Source organism: Blastococcus atacamensis (genome assembly GCF_002938425.1).
Classification (GTDB): domain Bacteria; phylum Actinomycetota; class Actinomycetes; order Mycobacteriales; family Geodermatophilaceae; genus Blastococcus; species Blastococcus atacamensis.
In genome coordinates, this window is sequence record NZ_POQU01000028.1 from 1 (window position 1) to 19283 (window position 19283).

Consider the following 19283-nt stretch of genomic DNA (forward strand, 5'->3'; position numbering starts at 1 on the left):
GACGCCGGCCGTGCCCGGCAGCTGGGCGCGCAGCAGCGGGCCCAGCGGAGCCGAGGGGGTGGCGAGCAGGGCGTGCGCGAGGCGGTCGAAGGCGGCGGTGTCGGCCTCCGGCAGCGTGGCGCGCGCGTCGGCGGCCGGGCCGGAGTCGATCGGGGACGGGCGTGACATGGGGATACCTCCGCGGGGGAGCGGTGCGGGGCGTCCGCGGGCACGAGGGCCGGCGGGACGCGAGGGAGAGCGCGCCCGGGAGGACCGGGCGCGGACGGCGGGCGGAGGAGATCCGGCCCGCGGCACGTCAGCTCAGGAGGTGCGCATCCGCACGGAGTTCCGCATGGGGTCGACCGTAGGGGAGGTGGGCAGGGGCGTCGAGGGGATATCGGGCCGGGTCAGCGCGAGCCGTCCCGGTCGGCCTTGCGCGCCTGGTGGGCCTCCCAGCGGGCGCGGTCCCGGGCGCGGGCACCGGCGTTGCGCTCCCACTTCTCCTTGCGCCTGAGGGCCCGGGCCTGCTCGCGCTCCTCGTAGCTGTCGTGGCGGTCCCAGTCGCGCGCCATGACGACCATCGCCACCGCCACGAGCACGACGATCGCCACGAACGCGGCGAGGACCCAGTCCAGCACCGCGAAGGACCCGACGGCGACGGCGATGCCGACTCCGACGACCGCCATGAGGAAGGGGGAGACGCGGCGGGTCGACGGGCTGCCCTCGGTCACCGGCCCAGTATCCGCCGCGGGCCGCTCCGAGCCGGTGGTGGGCCGCCGTAACACTGGTCTCACCTGGGCTGTTCCCCGTCCGGATCGGAACCCTGCCGCGCTTGCGCCGGGCCTCCCCGGGGGCCTACGGTCGGCTCGACGGTTCAACAGCAGCCGTGTTCTGCCAGTGCTGTTCGTCGTGTCGTTCGCGCCTCGCAGGCTCACTGGTCCGGTACACGCCCGAGAGGGGCACATCCGTGACCGCAACCTCGCTCGACCCCGCCACCACCTCGTCCGCCGGTGCGCCCAGCGTCCTCGACCTGGGCCTGGTCACCCTGGTGGTCTCCGGCCCCGCGGCCCGTCCGCGACTCCTCGCCACCGGGGAGATCGACTGCACCACCGCCCCGCAGGTCCACGCCCGCATCGAGCAGCTGCTCGACGGCGGCGCCCGTGACCTCACCCTCGACCTGACCGCCGTCACGTTCCTGGACTCCGCCGGGCTCTGCGCCCTCGCGACGCTGCACCGCCGCACCACCGCCGAGTCCGTCCGGCTGCGCGTCCTCGCCGCCACCCGCGCCGTGATCCGCCCGATGGAGATCACCGGTCTGTGGACCCTGCTGGGCGGCCAACGGGTGGAGCCGCTCGCCTCCTGAGGCCACGTCGGCCCCGCGCGGGGGACCACTGCGCGCGGGGTTCCCGGCCGCGGGGCACACTCGCACCCGCAGTCCGGCCCGTCCGGGGCCGAAGGCGGACCTAGAAGGAGGACTCCCGTGCGGGATGCGGTCATCTGCGAGCCACTGCGGACGCCGGTCGGCGGATTCGGGGGATCGCTGCGCGACGTTCCCGCGCAGGAGCTCGCCGCCACGGTGATCCGGGCGCTCATGGAGCGCACCGGGCTGCCGCCCGAGTCGGTCGACGACGTGCTGCTCGGCCACTGCTATCCCACGATGGACGCCCCGGCCATCGGCCGCGTGGCTGCCCTGGACGCGGGCCTGCCCGTGACGGCGTCGGGCCTGCAGATCGACCGCCGGTGCGGTTCGGGGCTGCAGGCCGTCGTCTACGCGGCGATGCAGGTGCAGTCGGGCACCTCCGACGTCGTCCTGGCCGGCGGTGCCGAGTCGATGAGCAACGCGCCCTTCTACTCGACCGCCATGCGCTGGGGCGTCAAGGCCGGCCCCGGCGTGCTGCTGCAGGACGGCCTGGCCCGCGGCCGGGTCACCGCCGGTGGTCAGAACCACCCGGTGCCCGGCGGCATGCTGGAGACGGCGGAGAACCTGCGCCGGGAGTACAAGGTCTCGCGGGAGGCGCAGGACGAGTACGCCGTCCGCAGCCACCAGCGCGCGGCGGCGGCCACCGAGGCCGGCCGGTTCGCCGACGAGATCGTCCCGGTGACGGTCAAGCAGCGGAAGAGCGAGGTCGTGGTCGACCGCGACGAGCACATCCGCCCCGACTCGAACGTCGAGACGCTGGCCAAGCTGCGCCCGATCATGGGCAGGGACGACGACGGGGCCACGGTCACCGCCGGCAACGCCTCGGGCCAGAACGACGGCGCCGCGGTGGCGATCGTCACCACCCCGGAGAAGGCCGCCGAGCTGGGCCTGCGCCCGCTGGCCCGCCTCGTCTCCTGGGGCGTGGGCGGCGTGCCGCCGAAGACCATGGGCATCGGCCCGGTCCCGGCCACGGCCAAGGCGCTCGAGCTCGCCGGCATCACGCTCGCCGACGTCGACCTCATCGAGCTCAACGAGGCCTTCGCCAGCCAGGTCCTCGCCGTCGCCCAGGAGTGGGGCTTCACCGACTCCGACTGGGAGCGCACCAACGTCAACGGCTCCGGCATCTCGCTCGGCCACCCGGTCGGCGCCACCGGTGGCCGCATCCTCGCCACCCTGCTGCGCGAGATGGACCGCCGCGAGGTCCGCTACGGTCTCGAGACCATGTGCATCGGCGGCGGTCAGGGCCTGGCCGCGGTCTTCGAGCGGGTGGCCTCGTGAGCGCCCGGGTCGCGATCGTGACCGGTGCCGCCCGCGGCATCGGCGCCGCCACCGCGCTGCGGCTGGCCGCCGACGGCTTCGCCGTCGCGGTCATCGACCTCAGGGAGGACGACGCCCGCGGCACCGTCGCGGCGATCGAGGCGGCCGGTGGCCGGGGCCTGGCGGTCGGTGCCGACGTCGGCGACGCCGAGCAGGTGCAGGCCGCGGTCGACCGGATCGCCGCCGAGCTCGGCCCGCCGGTGGTGCTGGTGAACAACGCCGGCGTCACCCGCGACAACATGCTGTTCAAGATGAGCGACGCCGACTGGGACGTCGTCATGCACGTGCACCTGCGCGGCTCGTTCCTCATGACCCGCGCGGCGCAGAAGCACATGATCGACCAGAAGTTCGGCCGGATCGTGAACCTGTCGTCGACCTCGGCGCTGGGCAACCGCGGGCAGGCCAACTACGCGACGGCGAAGGCGGGTCTGCAGGGCTTCACCAAGACCCTCGCCATCGAGCTGGGCAAGTTCGGCGTCACGGCCAACTCCATCGCCCCGGGCTTCATCCAGACGGAGATGACCAAGGCCACCGCCGAGCGCATCGGTGAGGACTGGGAGGCCTACGTGGCCAAGCGTGCGGCGGCGATCCCGGTCGCCCGCGCCGGTGTGCCCGAGGACATCGCGCACACCGTCTCGTTCCTGGTGAGCGAGGGCGCCGGGTTCATCTCCGGGCAGGTCATCTACGTGGCGGGTGGTCCGCGGAACTAGAAGGACCCCCGTGCCCCCCGCCTCGCACGCTCGGCGCGGGTCCCTGCACGGGGGCCGTTCCAGCACGTCACTGGCTGGGGTCGCGGTCGGGGTACCGCGCGCGGGCGAGGGCGTAGGCCCCGAACGCGGCGAACCCGACCGCGACCCCGGCCAGCAGCCACGGTCCGGCGGACAGCCCGGCGATCGCCGTCATGGCGCCGTCCAGACCGGTGGCGCTGGTGACGTCGGCCGAGGTGGCGGCCCGCCAGAGCAGGACGCCGACCAGCCCGAACGCGATGCCCTTGGCGACGTACCCGACCCGGCCGATGCCTTCGATCAGCGGCTCCCACCGGTCGGGGGCGGCGGGCAGGTCGATGTCCTTCATGAAGCCGCCGGTGATGCCCCGGCCCAGCGTGTAGAGCCCGACGGCGACGATCCCGGCGGCGACCAGGCACACGGCCACCACGCCACCGGGGATCTCCAGCACCTCGTCGGTGAGCTCGGGCAGCCGCTCGTCGGCCTCGTACTCCAGGCCGAGCGCGAACAGCAGCGCGGTGATGCCGAGCAAGCCGTACACACCGCCCTTGGCCAGGCACTTCGCGCAGACGATGGCGGTGCGCCGGCGCCGCGCCGGCTCGAGCAGGCCCCGCCACCAGAGCAGGATCTCGGCGGCCTGCCAGAGCCCCAGGCAGATCAGCCCCAGGCCGATGGCCCAGAGCAGCATGCGGCCGCCGGGGCCGTGGCCGACCGTCTGCAGCGCGCCGGTCTGGTCGGCGTCGGCCCCGCGCAGTCCCAGGGCCATCCGGGCGGCCAGGAACGCGATGAGCAGGTGCATGACGCCGTAGGCGATCAGGCCGACGCGGGCCAGGTGGGTGAGCACCGGGTGATCGGTGACCTCACGGGCCCGCTGGACGGCGGAGTGCAGCCGGTCGAGGACTCCGCCTTTCCCCACCACTCGCGAGCTCGTGTCGGGACCCTGGAGCGGGGCCATCAGGTGCGCTCGGGGTAGCGGGCGCGGACGAGGCAGAAGGCTCCGAACGCGGCGATCCCCAGCGCGACGAGCGTGAGCAGGATCGGCCCGGCGGGGGCGAGGAGCACCGTGTGCAGGGCGCCGTCCAGCCCGGAGGCCTTGGCCGGGTCGAAGGTGACCGCCGCCCATCCGAGCAGTCCGCCCACGAGCGCCAGTGCCACGCCCTTGCCGGGGAAGCCGACCTGTCCCAGCGTGGTGACCAGCCGGGTCGCCGTCGGCGGGCAGTCGCTGAGGTCGATCTCCTCGAGGAAGTGCTTCGTGACGCCCTTGTAGACGTGGTAGGCGCCGACGCCGAGGAGGACCAGCCCTGCCGCCGCGACGAGCCAGCGTCCCGCCGGCCAGCCGAACACGCCGGCGGCGGTCTGCTGCTGGGTGGACGAGCTGTTCTGCCCGCCGCCGGTGGCGAACCGGATCGCGAGCACCGCCAACGCCAGGTGGACGGTGGCCTTGACGACGGCCTTGCCGCTCTTCCGCAGCGCCTTCGTGCGCGCCGTGCCCGAGGCCGACCAGCCGTGCCGCCAGCGCAGGATCTCCGCGGCCTGCCAGAAGGCCAGCGCGATCAGGCCCACGGCCAGCACCCACAGCAACGGCGTACCCAGGGGCTGCTGCGCGAGGGTGGCCAGTGCCCCGGACTGGTCGGCGGGCCGGCTGTCGCCACCCCACGCCAGCTGGACTGCCAGCCACCCGACCAGCAGGTGCACCAGGCCGTAGGCGATCAGCCCGATGCGGGCGAGGTGCTCGAGGGCGTCGCTGCTGCCGGCCCGGCCCACGGCCGTTCCCGCGCTGCCCTGCACGCTCATGGTCTCTCCTGGTCTGGTGTCCGGCGCCGACGGTCAGCGTGGCACGGAGCACGGTGCGGTGCCTGCCCGGTCACCGGCGCGGGTGAGGGACACTGGGCCCGTGGCGAACGCAACCGGAATCCTGTCGGCGACCACCGCGGGGATGGCGACCCCCGCCGTCGCGCGGCGCACCTGGCCCCGCTGGCTCGCGCTTGGCCTCGCCATGGTGGCGGTCGCAGTCGTGGCGGTCGCCTGGGACGCCGCCGGTGCGCGCCTGCTGCTGGGCGCGCTCGGACTCGTCCTCGCCGTCCGGGGCGGGCAGCTGATCGGTGCGGCACGGGCCGCCGACGACGGGCCCGGAGCACCGGCGCGGTCGCTGGGTGCGGTGGCCGTCGTCGCAGGCCTCGCCGGGCTGGGCGTCGCCGTCGTCTCCGCCTCGCTGTCGGCCACCGTGCTCCTCGTGGGCGTGCCCCTGGCGCTGCTGCTCGGTTCGGCCGCCCTGCTGGTGCGCGGCGGGACCTCGGGGCGCGGCGGGCTGGCCCTGCTGGTGTGGTCGCTGCTGGTCACCGCGCTGCTGGTCGTCACCGGCGTCGCGCAGGACTGGGACCGCGCCGCGGGCCTGGCCACCGTCGTCGCGGCGCTCGGCGTCGCCGTGCTGGCCCTGCCGCTGCTCATCGGAGCGGCCAACCTGCGCACTCTCGGTGCTCAGCCCGACCCGGCTCCGGTGCGCTCCGGGTGCGGCGGCTGCGCGTGCGGAGCCGGCGGTTGCGGGTCCTGACCCGCGAACAGGTGACGTCGTGAGCGGACACGTCTTCGTCGTCGGCGCGGACCTCACCCGGCTGTCGTGCGACGACGTCCTGGTGCCCACCGACCGGTCCCTTCGGGTCGCCCGTAGCTGGCGGCCCTTGCTGCCCCCGGAGCTGATCACCGAGGAGCGGGACGACGGCGACTGCCTCGGCCTGTCCTGGTCGGGGGACGAGCGGGTGCTCGAGGTCCCCGGCGACGGGCCGCGCCGGGCCTGGCTGGTGGACACCGTCGACGACCGCGGCCGCGGGTTGCCGTGGCTGCTGGACGGCGCCCGCCAGGCGCTGGCGGCCGTCGCCCGCCGCGAGGTGCCCGAGCCGGTGCACGGCCGGGCCCGCCGGTTGGTCGGTCTGCCGGCGCTGGGCACCGGCTGGGGAGGTGCGGCGGGGAAGCGTGGCGCGCTCCTGCAGGAGCTCATGCCGGTGCTGTGCGAGGCGGCGCAGGAGCACGGCTTCGACGTCGCCCTGGTGCTGCGCGGACCGAGCGACCTGGCCGCCGCCCAGCGGGTGCGGCGCGGGCGCGACGGTGACTGGGAGCTGCCCGGGCACCTGCGCCGGCTCGCCGAGCAGATGGGGGAGCGGGCCCGGCGCGGGCAGCTGGCGGTGTTCATCGGGGCCGGCGTCAGCGCGGCGGCGGGCCTGCCGACCTGGGAGCAGCTGGTCGACGAGCTGGCCGCGCGGTCCGGTCTGGACGACGCCCTGCGCGAAGGGCTGTCCCGGCTCCCGGCGCAGGATTCCGCGGCGTTGCTGGCCCGGCAGCTGGGCACGGCGGAACTGGAGGCATTCGTCGCGCGGCGGTTCGGGCCCGGCCCCTACGCGCTGGCGCACGCGCTGATCGCCGACCTGCCGGTGCAGGAGTTCGTGACCACCAACTACGACCCGCTGGTCGAGGTCGCCGCCGGCGACATCGGTCGGGAGGTCCGGGTGCTGCCCTACGACGAGGCGGAGCCGGGCGCGCCGTGGCTGCTGAAGCTGCACGGCGACGCCGCGCACCCGGAGAGCGTGGTGCTGACCCGCGAGGAGTACCTGCAGTTCGGCAACACCGGGGCGGCCCTCGCCGGGGTGCTGCACTCGCTGCTGCTCACCCGGCACGTGCTGTTCGTCGGCACCTCCATGCTCGACGACGACCTGATCCGCATCGCCCACCAGGTGCGCATCGCGCTGCAGACGCAGGGGTCGGGCACCGCGCGGCGCACCGGCACGGTCCTGGCGCTGCGGGAGGACCCGGCGCGCGCCCTCCTGTGGGAGCGCGACGTGGAGACGGTCGCGATGGGCGCCGCGGACACCTCGCCCGCCGAGGCGGCCCGTCGGCTGGAGGTGCTCCTGGACCTGATCGGCTGCCTGTCCACGCCGCCGACCGGCTACCTGCTCGACCCGGCGTACCGGGGGATGCTGAGCGAGGAGGAGCAGGCGCTGGCCGAGGCGCTGCGCGGGGTCGCCGAGGTGCTGCCCGAGGGGACGGTGACCAGTGCCGCGCGCGAGGTCGCCGGACTGCTCCGTCGTCTCGGGCACGGCGGCACCGCGGCCGACGGCGACGACGCGCCCGTCGACGGTGCCACCCGCCGGCGTGACGACCGCCCGCAGGAGCAGCGGCCCGGCTGAGCGGGATTACCCGTCTCGACCGCTGGGCACGGCAGCGTGCATGCCACGTCTGGAGAACGGCCTGAAACTGCTGGCCAAGGGCTATGCCTGGCTGCCCGACGAGCGCCGCCGGACCGGGAATCGGGCCGTCGGCGTCCGGCTGGGCGGTCTGCCGGCGGTGGGCATCGAGGGTCCCGACGCCGCGCGGTTCCTCTACGACGAGGACCACGTGCGCCGCTCGCACGCCATTCCGGAGCCGGTGCAGGGAACGCTGTTCGGCAAGGGTGCGGTGCACACCCTCGACGGCGAGATGCACCGGGTGCGCAAGGCCATGTTCGTGGCGCTGCTCATGCGCGAGGACGGCATCGCCTTGCTCGTCGAACGCACGACCGCCGCCTGGGACGCGGCCGTGCCCACGTGGTCGGACCGCCCGGAGATCGTGCTGTTCGACGAGGCCAGCCGGGTGCTGGCCGGCTCGGTGGCCCGCTGGACCGGGGTGCCGCTGCGCGACGACGAGGTGCCCGGCCTGGCCCGCGACCTGGTGGCGATGGTCGACGGGTTCGCGACCGGCGGGCCTCGGCACTTCCGGGCGCGACGGGCCCGCGGCCGCCGGGAGAAGTGGCTGGCCCAGCTGGTCCAGGACGTGCGCAGCGGGGTGACTCCGGTGGAGGAGGGCTCGGCGGTCGACGTCGTCTCCCGCCATCGGGACGCCGACGGGACGCAGCTCCCCCCGCGGGTGGCGGCCGTGGAGCTGCTCAACATCATCCGGCCGACGACGGCGGTCGCCTGGTTCATGGCCTTCTCGGGGCACGCGCTGATCCGCTGGCCGGCGGAGCGGCCCCGACTGGCGAGCGGGGAACCGGCGTTCGCTGAGGCGTGGGCGCACGAGGTGCGCCGCTTCTACCCGTTCGCCCCGTTCATCGGTGGGCGGGCGCCGCAGAAGCTGGAGTTCGGCGGCGAGACGATCCCGAAGAACGCGATGGTGCTGCTGGACCTGTACGGGCAGAACCACGACCCGCAGCTCTGGGACACCCCCTACGCCTTCCGGCCCCAGCGCTTCCTCGACCGGGAGATCGGCGCGTTCGACCTGGTGCCCCAGGGCGGCGGGGACCCGCGCACCAACCACCGCTGCCCGGGTGAGCAGATCACCGTCGCACTGCTGTCGGCGCTGGCCGTCCGGCTGGCCCGGCTGCCGTACGAGGTGCCGGACCAGGACCTGACGATCGCGCTGCACCGCATCCCGGCGAGGCCGAGGAGCGGCGTCGTCCTGCGGGTGGGTAGCTCCGCCTGACCGGCATGCTGACCACATGACGAGCCGACGGTCGCGCAAGAGGCACGGCGGCCTCCGCGTGCCCGAGCCACGCGAGGGGCCGCCGACCGTCGTCTCCCTGGACTGGGACTACGCGTACCCGTCGGTGCTCGTCGACCGCTCACCCGGCGTGCCCGCCATCGACTTCGTGGACCCGGCCGAGCTGGGCCTCCCGCCGGAGCTGGCAGAGCGTCTGGAGGAGTGGCGGGACCGGCAGGAGGCGCTGTCCGGTGCCTTCCACCGGTACCAGCCGCCGCAGACCGAGGAGGAGCGGCGCCTGGGCCGGCAGCAGGACCGGGAGCTCCTCACCCTGGCCTGCGACGTGCGGCAGGCGCTCGCCCCCGACGTCGAGGTGCTCCTGTGGGGGCGCCCGGTCGAGGAACGGTGCCCCTCCTGGTGGATCTGAGTCAGCGCGGGTCGAGGCCCTTGAGCTCCGGGGGCAGCTCGCCGGCGTGCACGACGCCGAGCCGCTGCGTGGCGCGGGTGAGCGCCACGTAGAGGTCGTTGTGCCCGCGCACGCCCTCGGCGATGATCCCGACCGGATCGGCGACCAGGACCGAGTCGAACTCCAGCCCCTTGCTGCCCTCGGGCGTGAGCACCACGGCGCCGTCGGTCAGGTCGCCGTCCGCCGACGCGCTCGGCACGATCGCCCGCACGACGGCGGTGACCTCCTCCAGGCGGCTGAACGGCACGATGACGGCGAGGGTGCCCGCCTCGGCGTCGAGCTCCGCGGCCGCCTCGGCGACCGCCGACGGGAGGTTCGCCTCGGGCACCTGCCACGACCACGGCAGCTCGCCGGTGGAGCGCACCGATTCCGCGGCCGAGGTGACCGCACCGCCGGCGGCGAGCACGTCGGCGGCCACGGCCATGATCTCGGCGGGCGTCCGGTAGTTGACGGTCAGCTCCTCGAGGCGCCACGAGCTGCCCAGATGCGGCTCCAGCACCTCCTTCCAGCTGGAGGCACCGGCCAGGGTGGAGGTCTGGGCGACGTCGCCGACCAGCGTCATCGACCGGGTGGGGATGCGGCGCAGCAGCACCCGCCAGGCCATCGACGACAGCTCCTGGGCCTCGTCGACGATGACGTGCCCGTAGGTCCAGGTGCGGTCAGCAGCGGCGCGCTGGGCGGTGGAGCGGCTGTCGCGCTCCTCGTGCCGTCCGGCGAGTCCCTCGGCGTCGAGCAGGTCGCCGGCGGAGAGCTCCTCGGACTCGTCCTCGGTCTCCCAGTCGGTGGAGCGGGAGCCGTGCAGCAGGTCGAGGGTCTCCTGGGCGTGCCGGAGCCGGCGCTCCCGCTCGCGGCGCTCGCGGGTGCGCTCGGCGGAGTCGTCGACGCCGAGCAGTTCGTCGGCCTCCTCCAGCAGCGGGACGTCGGCGGGGGTCCAGGGCGCCGACGGCGGGCGGAGCAGCAGCTCGCGCTCGGCGTCGTTCCACCCACGGGTGGCCGACTCCAGCCTGCGCGGGTTGGAGAACAGCTCGCCGATCAGCCGCTCGGCGGTCAGCCGCGGCCAGAGCCGGTCGGCCAGCGCGTGTACGGCGGGTTCCTGGGCGACCTCCCGGCGCAGCGCCGCGACGTCGCCCTCGCCGAGCAGGTTGGCACCGCCCAGGACGTTCTCGCCGAGCTTGTCGGCGTACTTGCGCGCCACGATGTCGATGACCGCGCGGACGGCGGCCGGACGGGCCTCGTTGTGCATCCTCGACGCCGCTCGGGCGCGGCTGCGGACCTGGGCGGCGTCGCCCTTGGCGAAGCGCACCGGGGTGCCGTCGATGGTGAGCGTGACCGGCTTGTCGAGCACGGCCTGCCGGTCGCGGACGGCGGTGGTGACGACGCGGACCATCGCCGCCCGCCCCTTGACCTCCGCGACCCTGGGCGCCTCCTGGGCGTGCGCCTCGAGTCCGGGCCGCAGGCCGCCGAGGTCGGTGAGCACGACGCCGGTCTCCCCGAGGGAGGGCAGCACGTCGGCGATGTAGCCGAGGAACGTGGGGGAGGGGCCGACGATGAGCAGCCCGCTGCGGGCCAGCCGCTCGCGGTGGGTGTAGAGCAGGTAGGCGGCGCGGTGCAGGGCGACGGCGGTCTTGCCGGTGCCGGGGCCGCCCTGGACGACGAGCACCCCGCGGTGGTCGGCGCGGATGATCCGGTCCTGCTCGGCCTGGATGGTGCGGACGATGTCGCTCATCCGGCCGGTGCGGGTCGCGTTCAGCGCGGCGAGCAGCACCGACTCGCCGGCCAGGCCGGAGCGCTGGGCGAGGTCGGGATCGGTGAGGTCGAGGGTCTCGTCGGTGACCGCGACGACCGTGCGGCCCCGGGTGCGCAGGTGCCGGCGACGGCGGACGCCCAGGTCGTGGAGCGGGGTGGCGGTGTAGAACGGCTGGGCCGCGGGGGCGCGCCAGTCGACCAGCAGCGGCTCCTCGCGACCGTCCTCGGCGTTGAGCCCGATGCGGCCGATGTAGCGGGGCGTGGTGGCCTCGTGCCGGTCGAGGCGGCCGAAGCACAGCCCGTGGTCGGCGGCGTCGAGGGCGACGATCCGCTGCGAGTGCAGCTCGACGGCGGCCTCGCGCTCGCCGACCGCCTGCGGGTTGTGCGGAACGAGGGCCAGCGCGTCGGCGAGGCGGGTGACCGTCCGGGCGCGCACCTCGTCGAGCCGGCGGTAGAGCTTCCCGACGTAGTCCTGCTCTGCGGCCAGCTCGGGATCGTGCCCGTCCGGGTTCTGCACTGTCGACAACGGCCATCGCTTTCGGTGAGTCCCGGGGGAGCGCGTGCTCCGCGCCTGCGGCGCAACCGCCCATCCTGCGCTGATCTTCCCGGTCCTGTCATGCGCGACGCCGGTGGTCCCGGCCACGTCATCGGTCGCCGGGCGGCGAGGGGCGGCGCGAGCTCATCGGGAAACCGGCCCGGAAGTGCAACTCCGACGTCACCCCGCGGACACATCCGCTCCCTACCGTTCCGGAGAAGGCAAGCGACGAGGGGAGCAGCAGCCATGAGCACCGCCACGAAGGAACGGACCACCTGGGTCTGCGACAACTGCGCGCAGGAGGTGTCCGCGGCACGCAAGCGCTGCGGCGGATGCGGGACGTCGCGCTACTGACGGCGTCTCAGGCGGCCGGCGGGGCGCCGCGCAGCCGGACCACGGCGGCGCGGTAACGGCCACCGCCGTAGAGCCGCCAGGCCAGCCGCGTCGAGCGGGGCAGGCCTCCGAGCAGTCGGGCCCGGTCATCCGCGCAGCAGTCCTCGAGGGCGAGTCCGAGGACGATGAGCCGCTGCCGGGCCGGGAGCCCGCATCGTGCGCCGCGGCTGATCCTGGCCCACTCGGCGTCGGTCAGGTGCGCGTCCAGCAGGGGGAGCAGGATCGCCTCCTCCTCGGTGGTCTGCGCCTCGACGTCGTCGGCCAGCGTCCGGCAGAGCCGGGCGAATCCCTCCCGAGCGGCCGGGCTGCCGGCGACGGCCCACTGCCGCGCGGCCGTGTCCAGGTCGCGCAGCTGGGCGTCGATGCCCGAGGTCGCCGCGGTCCAGGCGGCGACGGCGGCCGCGGCGTCGTCCCGGATGCCGGCGGGGACGGCGCGCAGCAGGGCCGGCCACACCGCTTCCCGCTCGACCGCGTGGTGGTGCAGCAGCACGCGGGCGATCAGCCCGGCGTGGCAGGTGAGCGTGCCGGTGCGCGCGCACTCGCCGTCGGGCGCCCAGGTGGCGACCTCGGCCAGGATCGCCAGCTCGCGGCGCACCAGCTGGTGCAGCACCCGTTCGGAGCGGCCGGCCCGTCCGTGAGGCGGCGCGGCGAGCGCCTCGTCGTCGGCGGGGCGGCGGGGTACGGGGAGGGTGACCGTGCGGAGCGCGGCGGCGGTCATGGGGCACCTCGTTCGGCGTCCGGAGCTCCTCGGGGAGCGTGGATGCGGCGCAGGCTAGGGCCCGGGCGCGCCCGGGCGACAGCCGTCTCAGGACCCGGTCGAGCGGGTTCGCAGAATACGGCGGCGGTCCGCGCCGCCCCGTCGAGCGGGGGTGACCGTGGGTCACGCGGCGGCCGCCTCCGCCTCGTCCCGTCGCCGTTCCGGATAGCGGCGACACAGGCGTCCGGGTCCACTACGGTCGGCCACGTGGGCAGCGTCGTGACGCGCAACCGGGTGTGCACCAGCGGCGTCCCGTCGGGACGCCCGCTGGTCTTCGTGCACGGTTTCGGCTGCGACCAGACCATGTGGCGATTCGTCGCCCCCGCGTTCGAGCGCGACCACAGGGTGGTGCTGTTCGACCACGTCGGCTCCGGCCGGTCGGACCTGTCGGCCTACGACCCCGAGAAGTACGGCTCGCTGGAGGGCTACGCCGACGACATCGTGGAGATCTGCCGCGAGCTGGGGCTGCGCGACGTCGTCCTCGTCGGACACTCGGTCGCCGCGATGATGGGGGTGCTGGCCTTCCGCCGGGCGCCGGACCTGTTCGGCGCCCTGGTGCTGGTCGGGCCCAGCCCCCGGTACGTCGACGACGGCGACTACGTGGGCGGGTTCAGCCGTACCGACATCGCCGGCCTGCTCGACGCCTTGGACAGCAACCACCTGGGCTGGTCGGCGGAGATGGCGCCGGTGATCATGGGCAACGCGGACCGGCCCGATCTCGCGGCGGAGCTGACCAACAGCTTCTGCCGCACGGCGCCCGACATCGCCCGCCAGTTCGCCCGCGTGACGTTCCTGTCCGACAACCGCGCCGACCTGGCCGACGTGTCCGTGCCGACGCTGATCCTCCAGTGCACCGATGACGCCATCGCCCCGGACGCCGTCGGGGAGTACGTGCACCGCCAGATCCCCGGCAGCGAGCTCGTGCGCCTGGCCGCCACCGGGCACGTGCCGCAGCTCTCCGCGCCGGAGGAGACGAGCGCCGCCATCCGGGCCTTCCTCGACCGGTGATCGGGCTTCCATGAGCGACCCGGACGCAGTGGACCCGTCGGTGCAGCTGGACCGCCTGCTGGAGGACGACCCGGCCGACCTCTACGAGAACGCGCCCATGGGGTACCTCTCCACGCTGCCCGACGGGCGGATCGTGAAGGTGAACCGGACCTTCTGCGCGTGGACCGGGCGGTCGCCCGAGGACCTGATCGGCAGCCGCTTCCAGGACCTGCTCAGCGTCGGGGGCAGGGTCTTCCACGAGACGCACCTGATGCCGCTGCTGCGCATGCAGGGGGCGGTGCGGGAGATCGCGATCGACGTCCAGCGGCTGGACGGCTCGCTGCTGCCCTGCCTGCTGAACGCCGTCGAGCTGCGGGGGGCCGACGGTGCGCCGCAGCTGGTGCGGGCGACGCTGTTCGAGGCGACCGCGCGCCGGCGCTACGAGCGGGAGCTGCTGGCGGCCCAGCGACAGGCGGAGGAGTCGGAGGCGCGGTCGCGGACGGTGCAGCGCGTCGTGTTCGACCTGGCCGCGGCGACCACGGAGGAGGACGTCGCCTCGGTGATCGTGCAGCGCAGCCGGGCCGGGATGAAGGCGCGCGGCGCGGCGCTCGTGCTCGTGCAGGGCAAGGCCGACGATCCCGAGCTGCCGGCGCTGCGGCCGGTCCACGCGGAAGGGCTGTCGCGGGAGCTGCTGCGGCGGCTGCGCGAGGCAGCCGGCAGCCGGCTGGCGCTGGAGCTGGCGCAGGGCGTGCGGTCCATCGTGCTCGAGGAGCGGCTGCGCCGGGACCAGCCGGAGCTGGCGGCGGCGATGGCGACGACCGGGCTGACCGAGCTGGTGATCGTGCCGGTGTCGGCGGACAGCAAACGGCTCGGCGTCCTGGTGCTCGCGCTCGGTGACGCGGCGCCGGGGCAGCTGATCAGCCTCGTCGAGCCGGGGGAGCGGCGGGCGATCCCCGCCTCGGAGATCGACCTGCTGTACACGCTGGGACGGCAGGCCGGGCAGGCGCTGGAGCGGGTGCGGCTGCACCAGGAGACGGTGCGGCAGGCGGAGCGGGCGGCGTTCCTTCTGGAGGCCGCGCGCCTGGTGGCGGACGCGGTCGACGTCCAGGACATGGTGACCCGGCTGGCCGAGCTCGCGGTGGCCCGGCTGGCCGACATCTGCGTGATCGACCTGGTCACCGAGAAGGGCACGACGCGGGAGGCGGCCCGCCACCGGGACCCCGCGCGGCAGGAGGTGCTGGACCGGGCGCGCAGCGCACAGCAGCTGACGGTGCAGGCCGGAGGTCACCCGGGGCTCCGGGCGCTGCGCGAAGGCCGGACCCAGTGGACGAGGGACGTCGACGACTCGCGACTGGCCGCGATGACTCTCGAGGGGGCGCAGCGGGAGTCGGTGCGCGCGCTGGAGCTGGCCGCCGTCGTCAGCGTCCCCCTGGCGATCGAGGGCCGGCGGCTCGGCGTCATCACCCTCGCCGCGGACCGGCACCGGGCGCCCTTCACCGCCGCCGACGTCGAGGTGGCCGAGCAGCTGGCGCTGCAGGTGGCACAGGTCGTGGACAAGGCGCAGCGGTTCGAGCTGGAGTCGCAGACGTCGCACACGCTGCAGGAGAGCCTGCTGCCCACGGACCCGCCGCCGGTCCCGGGTCTGCGGACGGCGGTGCGGTACGTGGCGGCGACGCAGGGCGTGTCCGTGGGCGGCGACTTCTACGACGTCGTCGCCCTGCCCGGCGGTCTGCTCGGGCTGGCGGTGGGTGACGTGGTGGGGCACGACATCACCGCGGCGGCGACCATGGGCCAGCTGCGCAGCGTCTACCGGGCGTACCTGGCCGGCCAGCCCTCGCCGAGCGCGCTGATCGAGCGGCTGCAGGGGAGCTGGTCGCTGCTCGGGGTGCAGCGGATGGCGACGGCGCTGTTCGGAACCCTGGACCCGGTGTCCGGTGAGCTGCGGGTGGCGTCGGCCGGTCACCTGCCGCCGTTGCTGTGCTCGAACGGGACGGCGTCGTTCCTGCCGGTGCGGCCGACCCGCATGCTGGGTGCGCCACCGGCCGACGAGCCCGCGGAGGAGTGGGCCGGTGAGCTGCGCGCAGGGTCGACCCTGGTGCTGTACACCGACGGGCTTGTGGAGAGCCGGTCGGCCGACATCGACGAGGGGCTCGACCGGCTGCTCGAGGTGGCGGCGCGGGCGTGCTCGGCCGACCCGGACGCCCTGTGCGACCGGCTGCTGGCTGAGATGGCGGGCGAGCACCGGCCCGACGACATCGCGCTGCTCGCGCTCACCCGCGTCTGAGCGGTTCCCGCCTTCCCCGACGCCCGTTCCGGGGTCACCATGGAGGCGACTCCGGCAGGGGGCGGTCATGGACTCTTCGGCTCACGTGAATCCCGTCGCCGACGCGATCGACGGCGCCACCGGTGACTGGTCGATGTCCGGTGATGCGATGCGCTGGTCACCGGAGCTGGCCGAGCGGGCGCCCGCCTCCGGTGAGCTGGGCGAACTGGAGGCCGGGTCCGGCGTCGGGCCGGCGCTCGGGCTGGAGGTGTCCGGGATGCGGCGGCTGGTCACCGAGGCGCTGACCTCGCTGGGCACCGTCGCCACCGACGTCGTCACAGACCTGCGTGCACTCAGCCGGGGCTCGTCGTCGTCGGATGACGACCAGCCGCCGAACTGACCGGCTGAATAAGGTCGGCCGCATGGACGACGTGATCAGGCGGCTGGTCGAGGCCCCGGTGGGGCTGCCGTCGGCGGCACTGGCGCCGGACGTCGGAGGTGTTCCGGCCGAGCCCGGCCTCTACGCCTGGTGGGCACCCGCCGGTGCGGTGCCGGGCGTTCCCGGACCGGCGCATCCGACGGCGCCGCTCGAGCTGCTGTACGTCGGGATCGCGCCGAGCCGGACGACGTCGCGGGCCACCGTGCGCAGCCGCGTGCTGGGCAACCATGCCGGCGGCAACACCGGCAGCTCGACCCTGCGGAGGTCGCTGGCGGCGCTGCTGACGGAGAGCCAGGGCTACCGGACCCGGTGGACCAGCCGGACGGTGCTGGAACCGGCCGACGAGCAGCGGCTGACCGCGTGGATGCGCGGGCAGCTGGCGCTGACCTGGGCGGTGCACCCGGCGCCGTGGGACGTCGAGGCCGCCGTCATCGAGCGCCTGACCCCGCCGCTGAACCAGGCGGACAACAGGCAGCACCCGCTGTACGCCGTCGTCCGGGAGGCGCGGGCGCGCTGGACGGCGTCGGCCCGACCCTGACGGATGACCGCCCGGATGCGTCCGTGTACAACGGCGGGGAGCACAGCCACACCGATGGTGGGAGTCGCATGAGCAACTCGTTGGTCCTGGCGCCCGCGCCGCGGTCGGAGGCCGCCGAGCAGGTGCGGGCGGAGGTGCGCGAGTTCCTCGCCGCCGAACTGGCCGCGGGCACGTTCCGGACGCACGTCGACACCTGGCTGTCCGGCGTCGACCCGGAGTTCTCCCGCAAGCTGGGTGAGCGCGGCTGGCTCGGCATGACGTGGCCGAAGGAGTACGGCGGGCACGAGCGGACGGCGATGGAGCGCTACGCCGTCACCGAGGAGCTGCTGGCCGCCGGCGCGCCGGTCGCCGCGCACTGGATCGCCGACCGGCAGTCCGGGCCGAACCTGCTGCGCTACGGCACCGAGAAGCAGCGGCAGGAGATCCTGCCGCGCATCGCCCGCGGCGAGTGCTACTTCGTGATCGGGATGAGCGAGCCGGACTCCGGCTCCGACCTGGCCTCGATCCGCACCAGGGCCAGCCGCACCGAGAGCGGCGACTGGGTGGTCAACGGCGCCAAGGTGTGGACGTCGAACGCGCACGCCTCGCACTACGGGATCGTGCTGGTGCGCACCTCGCCGGCCGATCCGTCGAACCGGCACGCGGGGCTGTCGCAGCTGCTGATCGACCTGTCGCTGCCGGGCATCACCGTGAACCCGATCCGCATCCTCGACGGCGGGCACCACTTCAACGAGGTGGTGTTCGAGGACGTCGTCGTCCCCGGCGACATGCTGCTGGGCACCGAGGGCGACGGCTGGCACCAGGTCACCGCGGAGCTGGCGTTCGAGCGGTCCGGGCCGGAGCGGTTCCTGTCGACATATCCGCTTCTCGCCGAGTTCGGACGTCGAGTCGTCGACACCGGTGACGCGGCGCAGCTGGTCGCGCTGGGCCGGCTGTCGGCGCGGGCGCTGGCGCTGCGGCAGATGTCGCTGCGGATCGCGGCGGCGCTGGACCGGGGGGAGCTGCCGAACATCCCGGCGGCGCTGGTCAAGGACGTGGGGACGACGTTCGAGGCGGACGTCATCGACGAGATCCGGCGCGTGGTCGACGTGACGCCGTCGCTGGACTCACCGGACCCGCTGGCCCGGGCGCTGGCCGAGGCGCAGCTGCACCAGCCCGGCTTCACGCTGCGGGGCGGGACCAACGAGATCCTTCGCGGGATCGTGGCGCGTGGACTGGGGCTGCGATGAGTGATCAGGACCTGGTGGTCGAGACCGTCCGGGACATCCTGACCGGCTTCGAGCCGTTCGTGCTGACGGCGGAGCGCCGCTGGGACTCCGGGCTGTGGTCGGCGCTGGCCGACTCCGGGCTGACCGGTGTCGGGCTGCCCGAGTCGGCGGGCGGCTCCGACGGCGAGCTGGCCGACGCCGTGGCGATCGTGCGGACCCTGGCCGCGGATGCGGCGGCGGTGCCGGTGGCCGAGCAGCTGCTGGTGGCCGGCCCGGCGGTGCTCGCGGCCGGCCTGCCGCTGCCGCCGGTCGAGGAGCCGCTGACGTTCGCCGTCGCGGACTCGGTGACGGCGTCCCCGGACGGGGACGGGTTCACGCTCAGCGGGACGGTGCTCGACGTGCCGTGGGCGGGGGCGGCGCGACACGCGGCGCTGCTGCTGCCGGGGCCCGCGCTGGCGCTGGTGTCGCTGGACGGCGTCGCTGCCGGCTCGGCCTACAACCTGGCGGGGGAGCCGCGCGGCTCGCTGACGCTGGACGGCGTGCGGGCTCTGGTGCAGCCGCTGACCGAGGGGCAGGCGCACGAGCTGCGGGCGGGGTACGCGCTGGCGCGGTCAGTACAGATCGCTGCGGCGCTGGAGCGGGTGCTCGCCTGGACGGTGCAGTACGCCGGGGAGCGGCACCAGTTCGGACGGCCGCTGGGGAAGTTCCAGGCCATCCAGATGGAGCTGGCCGAGATGGCCGGCGAGGTGGTGGCGGTGACCGCCCTGGTCGACGCCGCTGTCCAGGCGCTCGCGCACGGTTCGGCGGACGTGGTGCTGGCGGCCGCGGCGGCGAAGGTGCGGGCCGGAGCTGCGGTCGAGGTGGTCGCGCGTCTGGCGCACCAGGTGCACGGCGCGATCGGGTTCACGCAGGAGCACAAACTGCACCACCTGACGCGGCGGCTGTGGTCGTGGCGGGACGAGGCGGGCAGCGAGCTGGTCTGGTCGCGGGTGCTGGCGTCCGGTCTGCTGGCCGACGGCGGCGACGGTCTCTGGCCGGCGCTCACCCGGGTGGTCTGACGGCCTC

General features: G+C 74.7%; 18 protein-coding genes. 13 read left to right on the forward strand and 5 right to left on the reverse strand.

Annotated elements, in window-relative coordinates; all coding sequences use genetic code 11:
• Window positions 1-386 precede the first annotated feature (386 nt).
• Window positions 387-710, reverse strand: a complete 324-nt coding sequence (locus C5508_RS08865; RefSeq protein WP_104524584.1) for a hypothetical protein — start codon at window positions 708-710, stop codon at window positions 387-389.
• A 236-nt stretch (window positions 711-946) separates the two neighbouring features.
• Here C5508_RS08865 and C5508_RS08870 point away from each other — a divergent pair, with 236 nt between their 5' ends.
• From C5508_RS08870 to fabG, 3 genes are all read left to right on the forward strand, one after another.
• Window positions 947-1342 carry an STAS domain-containing protein gene (locus C5508_RS08870; protein ID WP_157944043.1) on the forward strand — a complete coding sequence of 132 codons (396 nt, stop codon included), beginning with the start codon at window positions 947-949 and terminating at the stop codon, window positions 1340-1342.
• Between the two features lie 117 nt (window positions 1343-1459).
• A complete protein-coding gene (locus C5508_RS08875; RefSeq protein ID WP_104524586.1) occupies window positions 1460-2677 on the forward strand; it encodes an acetyl-CoA C-acetyltransferase in 1218 nt (405 codons plus the stop codon).
• Entirely contained in the window at window positions 2674-3426 is a 753-nt protein-coding gene (gene fabG, locus C5508_RS08880; protein WP_104524587.1) for a 3-oxoacyl-ACP reductase FabG, read from the forward strand. Before C5508_RS08875 ends, fabG begins: the two co-directional genes overlap by 4 nt.
• Window positions 3427-3493: 67 nt before the next feature.
• On the opposite strand, the gene C5508_RS08885 is transcribed toward fabG, so the two are convergent.
• Both C5508_RS08885 and C5508_RS08890 read right to left on the reverse strand, forming a co-directional pair.
• Window positions 3494-4396: a DUF1206 domain-containing protein gene (locus tag C5508_RS08885; RefSeq protein ID WP_104524588.1), complete on the reverse strand. Its 903-nt coding sequence runs from the start codon at window positions 4394-4396 to the stop codon at window positions 3494-3496.
• Entirely contained in the window at window positions 4396-5235 is an 840-nt protein-coding gene (locus C5508_RS08890) for a DUF1206 domain-containing protein (RefSeq protein ID WP_104524589.1), read from the reverse strand. Before C5508_RS08890 ends, C5508_RS08885 begins: the two co-directional genes overlap by 1 nt.
• A 100-nt stretch (window positions 5236-5335) precedes the next feature.
• On the opposite strand from C5508_RS08890, the gene C5508_RS19885 reads away from it, so the two are divergent.
• Genes C5508_RS19885 through C5508_RS08910 form a run of 4 tightly spaced genes read left to right on the forward strand, consistent with a single transcriptional unit; the run spans window position 5336 to window position 9313 of the window.
• The gene (locus C5508_RS19885; RefSeq protein WP_198597978.1) at window positions 5336-5992 is read left to right on the forward strand and encodes a hypothetical protein; all 657 of its coding nucleotides are present in this window, start codon (window positions 5336-5338) and stop codon (window positions 5990-5992) included.
• Window positions 5993-6011: 19 nt separating this feature from the next.
• Entirely contained in the window at window positions 6012-7619 is a 1608-nt protein-coding gene (locus C5508_RS08900; protein ID WP_104524590.1) for an SIR2 family protein, read from the forward strand.
• Window positions 7620-7659: 40 nt separating this feature from the next.
• A complete protein-coding gene (locus C5508_RS08905; protein ID WP_104524591.1) occupies window positions 7660-8889 on the forward strand; it encodes a cytochrome P450 in 1230 nt (409 codons plus the stop codon).
• A gap of 16 nt (window positions 8890-8905) precedes the next feature.
• Complete coding sequence (locus tag C5508_RS08910) at window positions 8906-9313, forward strand: hypothetical protein (protein ID WP_157944044.1); 408 nt, start codon at window positions 8906-8908, stop codon at window positions 9311-9313.
• Window position 9314: 1 nt separating this feature from the next.
• Here the strand turns inward: C5508_RS08910 and C5508_RS08915 are convergent, their stop codons facing one another.
• Together C5508_RS08915 and C5508_RS08920 are read right to left on the reverse strand one after the other, a co-directional pair.
• Window positions 9315-11615, reverse strand: a complete 2301-nt coding sequence (locus tag C5508_RS08915) for a HelD family protein (RefSeq protein WP_232797019.1) — start codon at window positions 11613-11615, stop codon at window positions 9315-9317.
• A gap of 379 nt (window positions 11616-11994) precedes the next feature.
• On the reverse strand, window positions 11995-12744 hold the full coding sequence (locus C5508_RS08920; RefSeq protein ID WP_104524593.1) for a hemerythrin domain-containing protein: 750 nt from the start codon (window positions 12742-12744) through the stop codon (window positions 11995-11997).
• 246 nt (window positions 12745-12990) lie between these two features.
• Here C5508_RS08920 and C5508_RS08925 point away from each other — a divergent pair, with 246 nt between their 5' ends.
• From C5508_RS08925 to C5508_RS08950, 6 genes are all read left to right on the forward strand, one after another.
• Complete coding sequence (locus tag C5508_RS08925) at window positions 12991-13791, forward strand: alpha/beta fold hydrolase (RefSeq protein WP_104524594.1); 801 nt, start codon at window positions 12991-12993, stop codon at window positions 13789-13791.
• Between the two features lie 10 nt (window positions 13792-13801).
• Window positions 13802-16054 carry a SpoIIE family protein phosphatase gene (locus tag C5508_RS08930; protein WP_104524595.1) on the forward strand — a complete coding sequence of 751 codons (2253 nt, stop codon included), beginning with the start codon at window positions 13802-13804 and terminating at the stop codon, window positions 16052-16054.
• 85 nt (window positions 16055-16139) lie between these two features.
• On the forward strand, window positions 16140-16433 hold the full coding sequence (locus C5508_RS08935) for a hypothetical protein (RefSeq protein WP_232797017.1): 294 nt from the start codon (window positions 16140-16142) through the stop codon (window positions 16431-16433).
• 22 nt (window positions 16434-16455) lie between these two features.
• The gene (locus tag C5508_RS08940) at window positions 16456-17010 is read left to right on the forward strand and encodes a GIY-YIG nuclease family protein (protein ID WP_104524597.1); all 555 of its coding nucleotides are present in this window, start codon (window positions 16456-16458) and stop codon (window positions 17008-17010) included.
• Window positions 17011-17078: 68 nt separating this feature from the next.
• On the forward strand, window positions 17079-18239 hold the full coding sequence (locus C5508_RS08945) for an acyl-CoA dehydrogenase family protein (RefSeq protein ID WP_104524598.1): 1161 nt from the start codon (window positions 17079-17081) through the stop codon (window positions 18237-18239).
• Window positions 18236-19276, forward strand: a complete 1041-nt coding sequence (locus C5508_RS08950; RefSeq protein ID WP_104524599.1) for an acyl-CoA dehydrogenase family protein — start codon at window positions 18236-18238, stop codon at window positions 19274-19276. Before C5508_RS08945 ends, C5508_RS08950 begins: the two co-directional genes overlap by 4 nt.
• Window positions 19277-19283: the final 7 nt, after the last annotated feature.